Consider the following 18,306-nt stretch of genomic DNA (forward strand, 5'->3'; position numbering starts at 1 on the left):
ATGGCGAGGCACGGGATTTATCAGAAATTGGAAAGGTTATTAATTAAAAGTTTTTTCTATATTTGTGAAGGCTTGGTCTTGGTTCATCGCCACTTCATGAAGCCGCGAAACGTTATCGATAATTTTAAATAGCGTTTAGTGTAACGATATGATTAAAGCTATCTCCATCTCCTTTTGCATCCAAAGCATATCTTTGTCCATCTATAATTATTTCGGCATAAGAACCATCTTGAAACATTATTTTAGCACCATGTAATAAATGATTGTCTAAATAATCATTCATTGTAATTTCGTTATCGTGATGATATTCTTCTGTTGACCAAGAAAAACTATCGATAACAGCGTTTTTTAGCAAGTGGTCATTTGTGTTTAATTTAGTCATTGTTTCTTATTTTTAAATATTAGTTATTAATTTACACATTTGGCAAGTTTTTCCACCTGCTCAAAGACGCAGGACGTTGTAGGTAATGCTATCGCAGAATTACGTAAATAAAAAAAAACAAAAATGACAGATATAAAAGACACTAAAGCATACAGCATAAACGATTTCCTAAATTGGTATGACAATGACGAATTAATACTATCTCCAAAATATCAAAGAAATGCTGTTTGGGGGAATAATGCTAAATCCTATTTAATTGATACAATAATAAGAGGTTTTCCAATTCCTCAAATATTTTTAAGACAAAGTATTGATACAAATACAAGAAAAACTACAAGAGAAATAATTGATGGTCAACAAAGAATTAGAAGCATAATTGAATTTACTGAAAATAGATTTTCTATTTTACCTTCACATAATGCTGAATTTGGAAAGAAATTTTATAATGAATTATCAGATGAAGTAAAAGAAAAGATTTTACATTATAACATTGGAGTGGAAATTATTAAGCTTAAAGATGATGCGAAAATTTATGAAATGTTCGCAAGGCTTAATACAAATAATATGGCATTAAATAAACAAGAATTAAGAAACGCTCAATTTACAGGAGAATTTAAAGTTTTTGTTTATCGTAAATCTTCAGAATTTAAAAGTTTTCTAATAAACAATAATACTTTTAAGGATAAGGAATTTTCAAGAATGATTGATGTAGATTTTTTCAATTCTTTAATCACTCATCTTTTGGAAGGAATTGTTAATGATACTGCATCTAAATTTGATAAAAACTATAAACAATATGACAAAGTATTTGAGCGAGTAGATGAAATAGAAGAAAGACTTAATGTTATATTTTATGTTTTAAATGAAATCTTTGTAAATCCATTATTTGAAACTAAAATATATCATAGAAAGAATTACTTATTTACTCTTTTTTGTGCTTTAAACTTTCAAATTTCTCAAATTCAACATGAAGATATTATAGTTTGTGATGATTTTTCAAATCAAAATATTCATAACAATATCAATATACTTGTTTCAAAACTTATGAATTTTGAAGCTCAATTACTACACACTCTTTCGGAAAAAGAATTTTTAGATGAAAATGATATTAGTAAATATTTAAACTTTGAAAAATATCACAAAACACGAACAACAAGCGTTGCAGAAAGAACCGAAAGAATAAAAATTTTGTGTAACGTAATGTGTGAATAATTATGGATAATTCATTAGTAATTGATGAAATTGAATATTGGAATGAAATATTAGCAACATCTGACAATCCAAAATTATTAGAGATGGCTTTTTTTAAAATATATATAAAATTCGAAAAATTTACATCAGATTTATTTATCTATTATTGCACAGGTCAAAATAGTTCATTTGATTTTTGTCCAGAAAGAAAATTACCATTTATAGATGACAATCATTTAAACGGTGTAATAGGAACTAAAAATAAAGCATATATAAATTATTATGAAAATATAATTGAACTTTCAGAACATATTTTTGTGGAAAATCCTTTTGAAATAATTACAAGAGACGTAAACTATTTCAACGAATTCAATAATATGAAGATTTTGAGAAATTATATTGCTCATGAAAGTTTATCATCTAGAAAAAAGTATGTTCAAAGTTTATTAGGAAATCGTGATTTTATTGAACCTTTTGAATTTTTGAGAAAAATTAGAAGAACAACAGGAAAATCAAATCTAACAACGTACAATGAAATTATATTGAATTCAACAAATTATTTAATCGCACGACCAGTATAAAAGCACTACCTACAACAGCGGTTTTGCAAGATTGCGAATTTTGTGGTTAATTCACGTTTTCGTTTCGCAAGAAATTTTATCTTTAACAGAAAATAATCGGTTACGAAGTTCGCAACCTCGCAAAGCCGCGAAACGTTGGGCGTCAGTTTGGCGAAACGCACAGAAAATCTAAAATAATTACAAATATGTCAGATTGGTATCGTAGAAAAACTTGGACAGAAAATGACGAAATTGAATTTTACGCTAAACTGAATCGAGCGAGAAAAGATGGTAGAGCGCAATATTTGAAAATTCAAGCAATCGAATTAATAGAAACTAAAAAAGAAAATCTGATAGACGTTGCGGAAAGCTTACTCAATAAATACTTATATGAATTTCCAGAAGATAATTTTAATAGAAGTAGTTGTTTAGGAAAACTCGGCGAAATATATTTATTAAGAAACTCTCCTATAAAAGCACTTGAAAATTTTAAAAAAGCAATAGAATTTGAGAAAATTTATCCCAACGTAATAACCCAAGCAACAATTAAGTTTTCAGAAATTGTAATCGAAAATAATATTGAAGCGGAATATAAATACGTAGAAGAAATTTTAATGAACAAAATTAATTCAGAAAATGGATTAACTTTCAATAATGAAAAATATACCGTCTATTCAATTTTGTCAATAATCAATAAGGAAAACGGAAATAACAAAATAGCAAAAGAATATGCGGAAATTGCTGAACAAAGTGCAAACTTAGAAAGTTCAGGTTTTACATATCATAAAAAGTTAGGAATAGTGACAAAAAGAAATTCTATTTTAGATGAAAAAGTTAATAAATAAAAAACCGAACGCCCAACAGCTGTTTTGAGCTAGCTGGAATTTAGTGGAATTATCGTTACGCATCACATTTTCGTTAAGCCGAAAATTGAGCGATTACGAACTTCCAGCCATCTCAAAGCAGCGACACGTTACAAGCAACCCTAAGAGAACTGCATATAAGAAAATTATTGCTAAAATTTAATTTTTATCATAAGTCGAATATGTAAACTAAATTTTACGATATTTACCAAAATATAAGATTTAACAAAAATGTACAATACTGTCCCAGAACAACTAAGAAAATTAGCAATTGAAAATGTTTTTAGTACACCTACTTATAAAAATTGTTGGAAAATTTGGCAACCAGAAATTATAAGACTCTTAGGAAATAACTATTCTGAAAATGAAATTTTAAATCTAGGTGACAATCTTTCAGATATATTCAAGTCAACTGGAGGTGGCGGAAGAGGTCAAGGGGAATTATCAGCAAGCGGAACTGCTTGGGAATCTTTAGTTTGTTGGTATATTAATCTTTGTACAGCAGGAAGCAGAGTTGTCGCTATAAAAAAAATGAGTATTGTTCCTAAAGCAATACAAGATGCAATAACGGTGAATTATGGTAATTTTGCTTGTAATACCGAATCTGATATAACAATTATTGTCTTTCCTGATTTACCCGAGTATAATACTGATATAAATCAATTAAATATTTTAAATAGTAGCGGAAATCAAATTTTGCCAATTTTAAAAAACAAATTTAATCTTGAACTAACAAATCATTTAGCAGAAAGAGATTTCAATCAATTTGAAATCGGAATTATTCAATGCAAAACAAACTGGAATGACAACGCTCAAATACCAATGTTATGGGATATGATTTATTCTGCTGGCGGTTTTCGTGGCAGAAATATAACAATAGGTAGAAATGGTTATAATATTCAAAATGCACAAAGTTTTAGTTATTCGTTTGTAACAGTTCCATCAAACGCAAATACTATTTACAAACCTGATGGAGTAGCAGTTAAGCGAGTTACTAATTTATCTGGAGGGAACTATTGGGGCAATCCAAGTGTACAAAATGTTGCCAAATCATTAAAAGAAATTTTTACCAATAATTTCAATTCTGGCTCAAGAACTGGATTGAGAACTGACATACGAACAGCAATTCCTGAGTTGACAGCAAACAATCCATTGTCTTATTTTGGGCTTTATTGAATATTCTTTAAAATCTCTAATGCGACAGCTCTTGCCATTAGTGGAGGAACTGCATTCCCTACTAATGTAAATTGAGGAACTTCAAATTTACGTTTATTTCCGCCTGTTGAGCGTTTTCCTTGAAAAACAAATGAATCGTCAAACGACTGAAGTCTTGCCATTTCACGAACAGTTAATGCTCTTGGATTTGAATAATGAATATAATCGTCAGCAATCGTCATAATTGTTGAACTTTGTCCTTCAGGTTTTAAAACTGTGTAACTTCTCTTATCCGATTCTAAACCAATTTCTTTCAAATTAGATTTTGCAGATTCATAATTACCAGATTTCAGAATAACATTTAATCTTTTAATTACATCTTCATTTTGCTTACTAGTTTTATGATTCTGTAAAGGAGCAACAAGGTGCGTTAAAGCATTTTCAAGTTCTTCAAAATTCTTTACATAAAAAGGATTTTTCGCATTAACAAATCTTCCATTTAATCGACCCTTTTTTGACCATTCTGAATAACTTAATCCATCATTTTCATTTGGCTTCCCGTCAATATTTCTCTTTTTAATTAATGATTTCATTTTTTCAGTAGAACCATTATATTGTGCTTTCAAATTGATTTTTTCATAATCAAATCTTTCATCATTATTTCCGATAAAATCTAAATCATAAATCGCTTCAAAAACATTTACTTTATCATTGTGATTTACTGTTGAAGGAACATCATTAATCAACTTTTGATCTTTTCTACAACCAATAAACAAAACTCTTTCGCGATTTTGAGGAACTCCATAATTTGACGCTAATGCCACAAATGGTTTCTCAATGTTATATAACCTTATTTTAGACAAAATAGTTTCAAATTCTCTTTCTCTGTTAGCTTTAACAACAAATGAGTTCAATCCTTTAACACATTCGTCAAAAGAATAATCAAATATTTCGAGTGCAGTAATAATTTGATTTACTTCTTCTATATAAATATCATTAGGTTTTAAATTATTGAAGGAAATATGAATTTTTTCAATAATATTTTCAGGTTCAATTGAAGTTAGAAAATCATCAAAATTATCAGCAAAAAAATCATTATCCAAATTAGAAAATGCTTTTTCATTAATCACTTTTTTTCTAATATATTCAAGTTCTTTAACTCTTTTCAAGAGATTAAACCCGTGACGAATTGTACTAATATTTTTATCGGTTTTGCTTGTTTTATAGTTAACTATTTTTGGAGTTAAAAGACGAAACTTATTTTCTAAATTATGAATATATGTATTCTTTAAATTATCTAACTCTTTATCTGTTGACTTCTCAAATTGTAAACGTAAATTATAACATTCTAAAATAAATAAATCTTTTATTTCGCTTTTTTTCAGTTGAGAAACAAAAAATATAAGTTGATTAAATTCTTTTAAATCAACAATTGACCTGATTTCTTGTAAAATCATTTCTTTAATTTTGCCTTGTTCTTTTGTTAAAATTCCTTTGACATTTTCCATTACAAAATATTTAGGTCGTAATTGTCTAATTACTTTTAAATAATGAGCAAATAAATCATCTTTCTTATCAAATTTCTTTCTTTTCCCTGCTAAACTAAAACTTTGACAAGGTGGTCCACCACAAACAATATCAATTTCTTTATCTCCTATTTTTTTGAGAAAATTATCTAAAAAATCAGGTTCAGTAATATCTTGGCGAAGGAATTCAGCATCAAGTCCGAGTTGATAATTATATCTAGCCAAATGTGTAAGTTCACAGTTTTCATTAATGTCACTTGCTAACCTAAAATCATAATACTTATCTCCATATTCTGCTTGTAGAAATCCTTCACTAAAACCACCAGCACCAGCAAATAAATCAACAAAAGTTACTTTTGATTTTGTTTGATATTCAGTTGGCGGTTCAGAAACTATATTAATATCTGTATTCTCTCTTCTACTACTTACTAAAGAGGCTATTTTCTCTTTAATTTTTTTATCCGTAAAATTAGAATGTGGCTCTGTTTCAAAATATTTCTCAACTTCTTGTTTTAAGAAATTTAAGAACTTATTAATTGATTTGTGAGAATAATCAGAATCCTTTACAAGTTGATTTGTATTATCCCAATCTTTTTTCAGTATCTTCTCTCCAGTAGCAACTTTGATTTGAAAATCTTTTTGACGTAAAACAAGATGAATTGGAAATCTTTTGCTTTTATCAGCTTTGTCTAGGTAGAATTTTACATTTATCATATTACGGACGTTTTTACGGATACGGACAAAACTACGGACAAATTTTTAATTGACAATGAAAAAATGAAAATAAATTTTGAGAAGAAAGATTTATATACAAAATGGAAATAAGGGCAGCTTGTAACAGCCGTTTGGCAAGATTGCGAATTTTGTGGTAAATTCACGTTCACGTTTCGCAAGAAATTATATCTTTAACAGAAAATAATCGGTTACGAAGTTCGCAACCTCGCCAAGCGGCAAAACGTCAAACTGTCTAAAAAACCCCTACTCCCTTATTTTAATATTTGTATTAAAAATCCTTCAAAATATTTTGATAACTCATTGGTTTTATCTATCTTTAAGTATGTTTTTATACCGCTAAAAAAGATAGCTTATGAGTAAATTCATCACTGGGACCAATAGAAACCAACTCCCGCTTTTTGCCTCATCCATCGATGATGCCATTGCACAAGACAATCAAGTCAGGCTAATCGATCTTTTTGTCGATAGTCTTAAGTTAGCCGATTTTGGATTTGATTTCCAATTTGTCGAAAACGGAAGACCCGCCTATCATCCTTCAGATTTATTAAAACTCTTTATCTACGGTTACCTCAATCGCATGCGTTCCTCCAGAACTCTAGAGAAAGAATCCGGTCGTAACATTGAACTGATGTGGCTCATGAAAGGATTAGCTCCAGATCATAATACTATTGCCAATTTCAGAAAAGACAATCCAAAAGCCATTGCTCGCGTTTTTCGCGCAACGGTTAAACTGGCAGCCCATTTTGAACTCATTGGCGGAAGTCTTGTGGCGGGAGACAGCACCAAACTCAGGGCCCAAAACTCCAAGAAAAACAACTTCAATCCAGGTAAAATAGAACGTCATATCGCTTACATCGATGCCCGATTGGAAGAGTACAATGCGGCTCTAGCCAAAGAAGATGGCGATGAAGGAGAGAAAGAAACCATTGCAAAGAAGGTTAAAAAACATACTGTTCAAAAACAAAAATATATCGAATATCAAAAGACTATTGATACCACTGGCGTAACTCAAATCTCGACTTCGGATCCTGATAGTCGTCAGATTATGACTCGTAACAACATCTCTGAAGTCGCATATACCGTACAAACCACAGTAGATGCGTTGCACAACATTCCGATTGATTTTAAGGTGACCAATGAAAACGATTCTAAAGCTATGGGAGGCATGTTACGCCGTAGCAAGACTATTTTAGGACACAACGATTTTACTGCTATTTACGACAAAGGCTATCACACTGGAAGCGAATTTGATTATGCAAACAGACTTGGAGTTGATGTCTTGGTGGCCATTCCAGGAGTGTCGGCACATGCGCCTGATCTGGCTTTTGATGTAGAACACTTTAAATACAACAAAGAAACCGACACTTATATTTGTCCAGCAAATGAAATTCTGAGCTCAAACGGAAATTGGTACAATAAGACAAACGGAAAATCAATCACTAAAATGAAGCATTACAAAACCAATGCTTGCCTGAGTTGTAACCTTTTTACTAAATGCACCAAAAACAAAAAAGGGAGACTCATAGAACGCTCCCAATATGCCGATTTGATTTATGAAAACAAAGTGAGAATCGAGAATAATTACCAAATCTACCGCAGACGACAAGCCATTGTGGAACATCCTTACGGAGTAATCAAACGCCAATGGGATTTCTATTATATTATGACCAAGAAAACCATTAAACATGCCTCCGCTGATGTAGGACTCATCTTCACAGCCTACAACCTCAAGAGAATATTCAACTTAATTGACCAAAATGAATTAAAACAGTACCTAAAAACTGTGGCTTTATTTTTTGTTGTAATAAAGCCACTTTTTAAAGCTTTTTACGGTTCTTTTATAGTATTACCAATCCAATTCCTTTTTTACAAAAAGAAGCTAATTGTAATCTAAATCGTCTATATTTACTTTATAATTAATACAAAACAACGTTGTTTGCAGGTTATTAGACGAACTGACGTTAGCGGTAATGGTGTGAAACCCAGACCACCCTTGACATTTTAAATGTATTCTCATTTCGACTACATAAATCCTCAATTAGCCTACATTCAGAAAATTCAACAATGCGACCTTTGTATTTCAAAATGTAAATAAAGAAATATGAAAATTGTATTAACAGGCTCATTGGGTCGTATTGGGAAACCACTCACAAAAAATTTAGTAAAAAACGGACATTCGGTAACTGTAATCAGCAGTAAAACCGAGAGAAAGGCAGAGATTGAATCACTTGGAGCAGAAGCTGCAATCGGTAGTATGCAAGATGTTGATTTTTTGACCACAACATTTAAAAATGCCGATGCAGTTTATCTGATGGTTGCTTGGGATGCCATAGGTAACGTCTTCGATAAAGAAATTGATTTCCCTACAGAATTTCTTAAAATAGCCAGCATATACAAACAAGCGGTAGAGCAATCGGGTGTGAAAAAAGTGGTGCATTTAAGTAGTATTGGCGCTCATACAAACAAAAGTATTGGTAGCCTTTCCATTTATCACGGAGTAGAAAAAATAATGAATGAATTATCTTCTAATGTGTCAATTAAATTTATGCGACCTGTTGCATTTTACCCTAACATTTTCAGATTTATGCCAAGTATGAAAATCGATAATGCTATTATTCAGAGTTATGGTGGCGAAACAAAAGAACCCTGGGTTTCAACAGTAGATATTGCAGATGCTATTGTAGAAGAAATGGAAAAACCTTTTGAGGGCAGAACTTATCGCTACATCGCAAGTGATGAAGTTTCCCCAAACGAAGTGGCATCCATTTTAGGCGAAGCAATAGGTAACCAAGATATAAAATGGCAGATAGTTGATGCTGACCAATTACTGAACGGTGTGTTGGCATCGGGTATGAATGAGTGGGTGGCCAAAGGTTTTATAGAAATGCAAGCCGCACAAGAAAATGGCAGTTTGTACGAAGATTTCTATAAAAACAAGCCAAACTTAGGTAAGGTAAAATTGACTGATTTCGCCAAAGAATTCGCAGTAGTTTATAATCAATAAAAATTTAGAAGAAGATGAAAAAAGTATTAATTACAGGTGCGAATAAAAGTATTGGCTTTGAAACAGCAAAAGTTTTACTAAAAAACGGATACTATGTTTATTTAGGTAGTCGTAGTGTTGAAAGAGGAAATATTGCCGTCGAAAAACTGAAAAGTGAAGGGCTTACTAATGTAGAATTTATTGAAATTGATGTCAACGATTCTGTTTCTGTAAATGAAGCAAGATTGGAGATGGGTAAAAAAACCGATGTGTTGGATGTATTAATAAACAATGCAGGAATCAATGGCGGTATGCCACAAGGAGCATTAACTACTAACATAGAACAATTGCAAAATGTATTCAACACGAACTTGTATGGCGTAGTGAGAACCACTCAGGCATTTATAGATTTACTGCGAAAATCAACCCATCCTCGTATTGTAAATGTATCATCAAGTGGTTGTTCATTAGCGTTGCATAGTGATCCAACTTGGAAATATTATGATCATAAATCAGCAGTATATGCACCTTCAAAGGCAGCTATGAATATGTACACCATTGCTTTGGCATATGAATTAAAAGATGCAAATTTTAAAGTAAATGCAGTTTGCCCAGGATTTGTAGCAACAGATTTTAATGGACATCGTGGCACAGGCACTGTAAAAGAAGCGTCTGTTCGTATATCCAAATATGCTATGATTGATGATAACGGACCAACAGGAAAGTTTTTTGCTGAGGAATACAATCCAGAAACAGGAGCATGTCCTTGGTAATATTTCACATAACAATTGAGTAAATTTGCAATATGAGAAAAGTAGAAACTACTTCACGAATATTTGAATCGTTAACCGACTTTCATCGGGTGCTTGGCTTACCAAAGCCTTTGCACCCATTGATAAGTTTTATAGACATTAAAGATATCAACATTCCGGCAGAAGAATTAGGCAATTCATTTATACTCAACTTTTACAAAATTTCGTATAAGTCCAATCTTTGCGGCCAAGCAAGATATGGACAACATTATTATGACTTTGGCGAAGGCGGGTTGGTTTACACAGCACCTAATCAAATTTTTGAGGTCCATAAAACGGAAAGCACAGGATATCAATTATTGATACATCCTGACTTTTTATTATCCTATCCACTAGCAAAGAAAATCACACAGTTTGGTTTTTTCTCTTATTCAGCTAATGAAGCCTTACACCTATCTGATAAGGAAAAGCTAACGATATTTTCAATTTTCAAAATTATTGATGATGAATTACAAAGCAGAATAGACGATTTTAGCCAAGATGTAATTATTTCACAAGTAGAATTATTATTGAATTATAGCAATCGTTATTACAAACGACAATTCATCACTCGCAAAGCAGTAAACAATGATTTGCTGCAAAAAATGGAAGATATTTTGAGCGATTATTTTAGTAATGAAAAAAAATTGAATCAAGGAATACCAACAGTTCAATTTCTTTCTGACAAGTTAAACATTTCGCCAAGTTATTTAAGTGATATGTTGCGTTCATTGACAGGACAAAACGCACAACAACACATTCATAATAAGTTAATTGAAATTGCAAAAGTAAAATTATCGAGCACCAGTTTGTCTGTCAGCGAAATTGCCTATGAATTAGGCTTTGAACATCCACAATCTTTTAGTAAACTTTTTAAGACAAAAACCAATCTTTCACCTTTGGAATTTAGACAAACTTTTAACTAAAAAACAGCGGACAAACAAAGCCACTACCGCTAACATCAGTTTGGCAAAATGGCGGGTTTAGTGCAAGGTTCAACAGTTGTTCTTTAGTTCAACAGTTGTGAAAAGTTGAAGTTTTGTGCTTCGATTTCCGCCACTTCGCCAAGCTGAAAAACGTTGTGCGTCAGCTTGGAAATCGTAGTAGAAGAATAAATTAATTAAGAAACAGTGGAAGTATTATTTCATTTAGTATTTGAACTTATAAAAATCTCGATTTTGGGATGTTTATACGCAACAATTATAATTTGTCTTTTAAAGTTGATTTCGAAATTTAAGCCGAATATTTATATTGAGAGAATATTGTATCGAAAAAAAAGAGCTTGGTTTGTAATTGGATTTTTGGTTTCAATTAGCTTATTCATATTTTTATTTTCCTATTGGGGAAATCACGAACTTGGTGATAGCGCAAGAATTCCCATCGGTTATGACAAAGAAATTTCAAATATTAATTGGACAAAATACGCGAATTTTGATGGTGCAAAAAGTCTAGATGGTAATGACATTTATACTACCGAATTTAAAATTGACGGAAATATACTCTGCGGAAATTACGACAGTGATTTTTACGATTATAAAAATAGTTACTTCGTTTATAATTTGGAATCAAATCAACTAACCGAATTTAAAAACGAAGCAGAATATAATGCTTATGCGGTAAAAAATAGAATACCAAAAACAAGTCATTTCCTTACTTTTGAAGATAATTATGCGAATTATTGGAATGGTTGGAGATTTTGGTTACTAGCATAAAAGCCGCACGCACAACAGCTGCTTTGATATAGCTGGAGTTTAGTGGAATTATCGTTTCGCAAGAAATTTTATCTTCAGCAGAAAATAATCGGTCACGAAGTTCGCAAACTAAAGGCAAAACGTTAACTGTAATTTAAGCCCAAAATATGAACGAGGAGAAAATAATTAGGAAAGAAGCTGAAGATTTCTATGAAAGGAAACTTAACACTTCTAACAGTTACAAAGTAATTAATGATTTTAATAATTTAAAAATAAGACTTGATGATTTTTATACGGAAGATTACAAAGCAATATTTTTAGAGGAAATAGAAAATAGTTTAACTTACGACTTAAAGAAACATAGAGATGAAAAACATGGTGGTTTGGCAAGTGAAACTTGTGGTTACGAAATCTATGCGGAAAAGTTTCTTTTTTATTTAAAACAGGAATTATCTACTTTGCCAGCAATTGCAAGGCAAAAATTTGATGCCGACAATGAAGTGATTAAAGAAAAAGTTTTTATTAGTTATAGTCATTCAGACAACTCTTTTTTGACAGAGATACAAAGACATTTTAAACCCTTTCTAAACAAAATTGACTATTGGGATGATTCAAAGATATTACCTGGTCAAAAATGGAAAGAAGAAATTGAAAATGCTTTGAAACAAACAAAAGTTGCAATATTATTAATTAGCACAGATTTTCTAGGTTCGGATTTTGTTATGAATCATGAGTTACCAAAATTACTTCATTCAGCAGAAAAAGACGGTACGGTCATTTTATCTGTGATATTAAAACCATGTTTGTTTGAAGAATTTGAAGACTTAAACAAATTTCAAGCTATGAATCCGCCGAGTAGACCAATTTCGAGAATGTCAGAAGATGAAAGAGATGATATTCTTGTAAATTTAGTTCGACAAACGAAGAGAATATTGAATAAATAAACTACAGTTAACATAGATGCTTTGATATAGCTGGAATTTAGTGGAATTATCGTTTCGTATCAAGTTTTCGTTAAGCCGAAAATTGAGCGGTTACGAATTTCCAGCCACCTCAAAGTGGCATAACGTTAGCAAACATATTAACAAACATTCGTAAAAGAAATGACAACAGTGATGACAACTTACATTTATACTATTCTCATTCCTATCGTTATTCTTTTTGTAAGTTATTTTATAGAAGGCAAGCCAAGCAAAGAACGAAAGATTGTAAATTTTTTATTTAATGTTTTCAAAAATTATATTTTCTATGCCCTATTGCTTTACTATTTAGGCGGTGAACATTTTGTTAATGTAGGTTTATCTTTTGTTACAGTAATAATGTTCGCTATTCCTTTTGGTATAATAATTATTCCTTTCAAATTATATTACTTCTTTAAAAAAGAGAAGTGAAAAGTTTATGGCAATTTGTAAACTCGAAAAAATACAATACGTTTGCTAACAGCCGTTTCTCGCAATTGCGAGTTTTGTGGTAAGTTCACGTTCACGTTTCGCAAGAATTTTTATCTTTAACAGAAAATAATTCGTTTACGAAGTTCGCAAACTAAAGGCAAAACGTTAGTAGCCATTATAGAAAAAACTGAAGAATTTAACCACATTAATATGACTAAAAAAATTGTATTTTATCTTTTAATTTTTCTTTCTTTTAGCTGTAAAAAGGAAACAAACCAAGAACCACCAACAGAAAATAAAATAATTAGATTGCCGCCAAAAATTATAATTGACGAAAATACTGTTATTGGATTTGCTTGCTACAACTCTGGAAAAAAATCAGAGCCAGTGAAAAAATTTTCAGAAATTCTAATAGAAAAAAAATATCCAATTATCTTAAAAGAGCTTAACTCCATAAATATTGCTGACAAATATTTGGCGACAGCTATATGCGAAAAATTATCAAAAAAGAAATTAATCAATTTGACCGAAAAAGAAATCAATCAAATAAAAAAGAATAAAAATAGTAACGAAAGTGTTAATACTTGTGCTGGCTGTACTAATCAAGAAAAAATGACACTTAAAGAACTTTTTTCTGCGGAAAAGAATTACATAGCCGAAGAGACTGAAGATTGGCTATACGAAATGATAAAATAACGGCTACTAACAGCTGTTTTGATATAGCTGGAATTTAGTGGAATTACCGTTTTTATCGTATTTTCGTTTAGTCATAAAAACTCGTTTTCAAAACCTTACAAATAGCTTAAGGCTTGCAAACATTATAGGAGACTTGTACTGAAACTAAACAGCATATTAAATGAAAATAGATTTTAAAGAAGAACAAAAGTTTACGCAATGGTGGCTTTGGATACTTTTAATAGGAATTGGGTTTTTACCAGTTTTTGGAATTTACAAGCAATTAGTTATCGGAGAGAAATTTGGAGATAAACCAATGTCTGATTTAGGGCTTATCCTTTTTGGCTTTTTTATTTTTGGATTGATTGTTCTATTTTACTTTATGCGATTAAGTACAGAGATCGACAAAAATGAAATTCGGATGCGTTTTTATCCTTTTGTTAAAAAACGCGTAAGTTGGGGAGAAATTAAAAGTGCTGAAGTAGTCAATTATGGATTTGTTGGTGGTTGGGGAATTCGTCTTTGGACAAAATTTGGAACAGTTTATAATATTAAAGGAAGCAAAGGATTGGCTATCGAGCTCTTAAATGGTAAAAAATTTTTAATTGGAACACAAAAAGAAAATGAATTGGATAAAATAGTCAAAGGAATCAAAGAAAACTAGACTTTGATTTCTATAAAATATCGCTTTAACTGCTGCAAATCACTATATAGTTAAGTAGTTTAATGAGATGCTTGCTTCGTCAGCATGCCAAGATGGGCGATAAGACACTCCCCGAAATGGTGTAAATAACTAAAATGTAGCATGGTGTCTCCATTCACTTTCGAACAAAACCATAAAAAAACCACGAACAGCAATTCGTGTTTTTTTGTTATAATAAATATTTCTTATCCCTTCTTAAACTCCCCGCTATCGACATCTTTCAAGAATTTGATCACGCCTGGAAAATAGGTTTTAGGATCATCGTATTGCGAAAGGTGGCTTCCGTTAGGGCAAAATAGAAAGCGTCCGTTTTGTACTTCGTTAGCAATCCATTTCATGTGTTCAGGATCCATCGTGTCGTATTTAGAACCTATGGATAGGGTAGGGACAGTCAATGTTTTTAATTGATCCTTGACATCCCAATTTTTTAAAGATGCATTTCCTGTGATGCCAAATTCACTGTGCCCTTGCATAAACACATACACCTCTGGATTGATGTGCTTGAAACAACGGTTGATGCTTTCTGGCCAGTCTTCCAGTGGCATTCTTAAAATGTGTTGGGTATAATAGTATTTAAAAAGCAGTTCGCTGTATTTTGGATTGTCAAAATCGTTGTTGCTTTCCATATCCTGCAATTGCTTTAGGATTTTTGGGTCCATTTGTGGTGCCAATACGTTTTTTGCGTACGCATTATATTCAGGAGCGCTTGCCATCATATTAGAGATAATCAAGCCTTTTAAGTTTTTTTGGTATTTCAAGGCGTATTCCATCGCTAGAATTCCACCCCAAGATTGTCCCATCAAGTAAAAATTAGTATTGTCTAATTTTAGTGCTTTACGTACTTGTTCTACTTCTTCTACAAAGCGCTCATTCGTCCATAAACTGGTGTCACTGGGTTGGTCACTGTAATACGAACCGAGCTGGTCGTAGTAAATGTATTCAATGCTTTCGTTAGGGAAATAACCGTCAAAGGATTCATACAGTTCATGGGTTAATCCAGGACCGCCGTGCAACAGCAAGACTTTTATTTTAGGATTGTTACCCACCGTTTTTGTCCAAACCTTAAAAGTACCTTTTGGAGTTTGTATCGGAATCATTTTGATGCCGCCAGTCAGCTGATCGTCTCGTTTGGAAAAATCCAAATAATTTGCTTTTATCGCATCTTCTTTTGGTTTTTCTTGGCAATTAGAAAAAAAGAATATACTTATAACGGAGCAAATTAGGACTTTTAGTTTCATAACGAGATCGTTTTACAAAAGGTTAGTTGTAGATTTTGTCAAATAATGGTTTGTACATCTGCATGACTATTTTTCTTTTCAATTTTAGCGTTGGAGTCAGTTGTCCGCCTTCCACTGACCAAACATCGGGTGTTAATTCAAAACGTTTTATTTTTTCCCAATTTCCAAACTTTTCATTCAATGTATCAATTTCTTCTTGTATGCGTGCAATGACATGCGCGTTAGAAATAATTTCTTCGTTTGTTGTTCCAACATTTATTTTATGAATAGCAGCCCATTCTTTTACAAAATCAAAATTAGGTTGAATGAAAGCGCCTGGCATTTTTTGCCCATCTCCAATCACCATTATTTGATCAATGAAACGTGATTGCTTCATCGTGTTTTCAATAATTTGTGGTGCAATATATTTTCCTCCAGAGGTTTTAAACATTTCTTTTTTACGGTCAGTAATGCGTAAGAAACCGTCTTGGTCAAACTCACCAATATCACCTGTATGGAAATACCCATCAACGATAACCTCATTAGTCAGTTTTTCATCTTTGTAATAACCTATCATCACGTTTGGACCTTTGCAAAGGATTTCTCCATCTTCGGCAATTTTTACGTCTACATGGTCAATTACTTTACCTACAGTTCCTACTCTGAAACCATGATTTCTCATGTCATTTACGGAAATTACAGGAGAAGTTTCAGTCAATCCGTATCCTTCCATCACGGGGATTTCGGCAGCAGCAAAAATGCGGGCCAATCGGGTTTGTAAAGCAGCACTTCCTGAAACCATTAAATCTAGATTTCCACCCAAACCTTCTTTCCATTTGCTGAAAATTAATTTGCGGGCAATCTTCAGTTGGAACTCATACCAAGCGCCATTGGCGCCATACGGTTCAAAACGCAATCCTAAATCAATTGCCCAGAAGAACAATTTCTTTTTGATTCCGGTAAGTTCTGATCCTTTGGCATATATTTTATCGTACACTTTTTCCAATAGTCTTGGAACTGCAGTGATTACTGTAGGTTGTACTTCTTTAAGGTTGTCACTAATTTTGTCAATCGCTTCACCAAAATAAACTGAAACACCATAATATTGATACAAATACAAAATCATGCGTTCAAAAATATGGCAAATAGGCAAGAAGCTTAACGCCCGACTTTTCCCAGCTTCAAACGGAATTCTTGAAGCGCTATCCAGCACATTTGAAACAATGTTTTGGTGCGAAAGCATCACCCCTTTAGGTCTTCCAGTTGTACCAGAAGTATAAATTATAGTAGCTAAATCAGTAGTCTTTACGTTGTTTTTGCAAATTTCAACTTCGTCTTGATTGCCTTGGTCTTCGCCAATTTTCAGTAATTCATTCCAGTTTTTACAACCTTCAATTTCGTTAAAAGAATACACTTCTTTTAGATGGGTTACTTTGTCCTTGATTAAATTTACTTTATGAAGCACTTCTGCATCAGATACAAAACAATATGTGGCTTCAGAATGATTTAAGATGTATTCATAATCATCTTCGGAAATCGTTGGGTAAATAGGAACAGTTTGTGCACCCGTTTGTAAAACTCCAATATCAAGTATATTCCATTCGGTCCTATTATTCGAAGAAATAATAGCAATTTTATCGTCTTTTTTAACTCCTAATTTTAGTAATGCTCTTGATATACTATTGGCTTTGGCAATGTATTCTTGTGTAGACGTTTTTACCCAAACTCCATTTTGCTTTGTTACTAAAGCATCTGGAATTGAAGTGTATTTATCTTGCTGATAATAAGGAAAATCAAAGAGTCTGGTTATAGAAGTCATTAATAAAATTATTGAATTGATTCGCAAATTAAATAAAAAAACAGTATAATTTTTGTTTTTAAATAATTAATTAGGAAAAATAAATTAGAATTATCAAATTTAGCGAAATCGTTTTCTTAAAATGCGATTTAAGCTGTTGATTTAGAGTTGTAAAGTCGTTTTTGGAGGTTTTGTCCAATAAAGATTAATCTACATAATCTTTACTACGATCTCCTAAAATGAACATTTTCTTCTTTTGAAAATGGATAGAAAAGTGCGCATATGTCCAATTTCCATCTGTTTCTGCTTTGTTTTTATACCATAGCGAATACACGGCATAATTAAATCCCTTCTGGTATTTGGGCGTTCCATTTTCAAAACATTCCATTCCCCAATCCATATTAATTTTGGATAAATCACTCAATTGAAAAACCCCAGTTCCATCCGGATTTAATTGCACCGAAGGCTCCGCATCTCCATTTAAAAGGTAAGTTCCTGTTATGGGATAATCAATATTTGTAGTGATGTAATGCGCACCGCCTTTCGCCATTATTTTTTCGACTTTTTGAGCAAATGTAGGAGTTGCAAATAAGAGTATTGATAGGAGTAATAAGTTCGCTGATTTTGCCATTTTAGGAATTTGTT

General features: G+C 32.0%; 17 protein-coding genes. 12 read left to right on the top strand and 5 right to left on the bottom strand.

Annotated features, from left to right (window positions below; translation table 11 throughout):
• Positions 1-124: 124 nt before the first annotated feature.
• Positions 125-382: a hypothetical protein gene (locus AB3G33_RS09810; RefSeq protein ID WP_367768760.1), complete on the bottom strand. Its 258-nt coding sequence runs from the start codon at positions 380-382 to the stop codon at positions 125-127.
• A gap of 123 nt (positions 383-505) precedes the next feature.
• Between AB3G33_RS09810 and AB3G33_RS09815 the strand changes: the two genes are divergently transcribed.
• The 4 genes from AB3G33_RS09815 to AB3G33_RS09830 all read left to right on the top strand — a co-directional run bounded on the left by AB3G33_RS09815 (position 506) and on the right by AB3G33_RS09830 (position 4,172).
• The gene (locus AB3G33_RS09815) at positions 506-1,594 is read left to right on the top strand and encodes a DUF262 domain-containing protein (protein WP_367768763.1); all 1,089 of its coding nucleotides are present in this window, start codon (positions 506-508) and stop codon (positions 1,592-1,594) included.
• Positions 1,595-1,596: 2 nt separating this feature from the next.
• Positions 1,597-2,154, top strand: a complete 558-nt coding sequence (locus AB3G33_RS09820) for a hypothetical protein (protein ID WP_367768766.1) — start codon at positions 1,597-1,599, stop codon at positions 2,152-2,154.
• A 185-nt stretch (positions 2,155-2,339) separates the two neighbouring features.
• Positions 2,340-2,978 carry a hypothetical protein gene (locus tag AB3G33_RS09825; protein WP_367768769.1) on the top strand — a complete coding sequence of 213 codons (639 nt, stop codon included), beginning with the start codon at positions 2,340-2,342 and terminating at the stop codon, positions 2,976-2,978.
• 249 nt (positions 2,979-3,227) lie between these two features.
• On the top strand, positions 3,228-4,172 hold the full coding sequence (locus AB3G33_RS09830) for a hypothetical protein (RefSeq protein ID WP_367768771.1): 945 nt from the start codon (positions 3,228-3,230) through the stop codon (positions 4,170-4,172).
• Here AB3G33_RS09830 and AB3G33_RS09835 read toward each other — a convergent pair.
• Positions 4,166-6,391 carry a DNA cytosine methyltransferase gene (locus AB3G33_RS09835; protein WP_367768773.1) on the bottom strand — a complete coding sequence of 742 codons (2,226 nt, stop codon included), beginning with the start codon at positions 6,389-6,391 and terminating at the stop codon, positions 4,166-4,168. The two genes, AB3G33_RS09830 and AB3G33_RS09835, sit on opposite strands and share 7 nt — an antisense overlap.
• A 373-nt stretch (positions 6,392-6,764) precedes the next feature.
• Between AB3G33_RS09835 and AB3G33_RS09840 the strand changes: the two genes are divergently transcribed.
• The 8 genes from AB3G33_RS09840 (at position 6,765) to AB3G33_RS09875 (ending at position 14,607) form a co-directional block, all read left to right on the top strand.
• Positions 6,765-8,306 (top strand): IS1182 family transposase, encoded by a 1,542-nt coding sequence (locus AB3G33_RS09840; protein WP_367768776.1) that lies wholly within the window; start codon positions 6,765-6,767, stop codon positions 8,304-8,306.
• Positions 8,307-8,513: 207 nt separating this feature from the next.
• Positions 8,514-9,416: an NAD(P)H-binding protein gene (locus AB3G33_RS09845; RefSeq protein ID WP_367768779.1), complete on the top strand. Its 903-nt coding sequence runs from the start codon at positions 8,514-8,516 to the stop codon at positions 9,414-9,416.
• Between the two features lie 14 nt (positions 9,417-9,430).
• Complete coding sequence (locus AB3G33_RS09850; RefSeq protein WP_367768782.1) at positions 9,431-10,168, top strand: SDR family oxidoreductase; 738 nt, start codon at positions 9,431-9,433, stop codon at positions 10,166-10,168.
• A 32-nt stretch (positions 10,169-10,200) separates the two neighbouring features.
• A complete protein-coding gene (locus tag AB3G33_RS09855; RefSeq protein ID WP_367768785.1) occupies positions 10,201-11,112 on the top strand; it encodes a helix-turn-helix domain-containing protein in 912 nt (303 codons plus the stop codon).
• A gap of 336 nt (positions 11,113-11,448) precedes the next feature.
• Positions 11,449-11,898: a hypothetical protein gene (locus AB3G33_RS09860; protein ID WP_367768788.1), complete on the top strand. Its 450-nt coding sequence runs from the start codon at positions 11,449-11,451 to the stop codon at positions 11,896-11,898.
• A gap of 146 nt (positions 11,899-12,044) precedes the next feature.
• A complete protein-coding gene (locus AB3G33_RS09865) occupies positions 12,045-12,821 on the top strand; it encodes a toll/interleukin-1 receptor domain-containing protein (RefSeq protein WP_367768790.1) in 777 nt (258 codons plus the stop codon).
• Between the two features lie 657 nt (positions 12,822-13,478).
• Entirely contained in the window at positions 13,479-13,964 is a 486-nt protein-coding gene (locus tag AB3G33_RS09870) for a hypothetical protein (RefSeq protein WP_367768793.1), read from the top strand.
• 160 nt (positions 13,965-14,124) lie between these two features.
• The gene (locus tag AB3G33_RS09875; protein ID WP_367768796.1) at positions 14,125-14,607 is read left to right on the top strand and encodes a hypothetical protein; all 483 of its coding nucleotides are present in this window, start codon (positions 14,125-14,127) and stop codon (positions 14,605-14,607) included.
• A gap of 224 nt (positions 14,608-14,831) precedes the next feature.
• On the opposite strand, the gene AB3G33_RS09880 is transcribed toward AB3G33_RS09875, so the two are convergent.
• The 3 genes from AB3G33_RS09880 to AB3G33_RS09890 form a co-directional block, all read right to left on the bottom strand.
• Complete coding sequence (locus AB3G33_RS09880) at positions 14,832-15,884, bottom strand: proline iminopeptidase-family hydrolase (protein WP_367768799.1); 1,053 nt, start codon at positions 15,882-15,884, stop codon at positions 14,832-14,834.
• A gap of 22 nt (positions 15,885-15,906) precedes the next feature.
• Positions 15,907-17,682 (bottom strand): long-chain fatty acid--CoA ligase, encoded by a 1,776-nt coding sequence (locus AB3G33_RS09885; protein WP_367768802.1) that lies wholly within the window; start codon positions 17,680-17,682, stop codon positions 15,907-15,909.
• Between the two features lie 184 nt (positions 17,683-17,866).
• A complete protein-coding gene (locus tag AB3G33_RS09890; RefSeq protein WP_367768806.1) occupies positions 17,867-18,292 on the bottom strand; it encodes a hypothetical protein in 426 nt (141 codons plus the stop codon).
• Between the last annotated feature and the right edge of the window lie 14 nt (positions 18,293-18,306).

The sequence above is a fragment of the Flavobacterium sp. WC2421 genome, from assembly GCF_040822115.1.
Lineage (GTDB): Bacteria > Bacteroidota > Bacteroidia > Flavobacteriales > Flavobacteriaceae > Flavobacterium.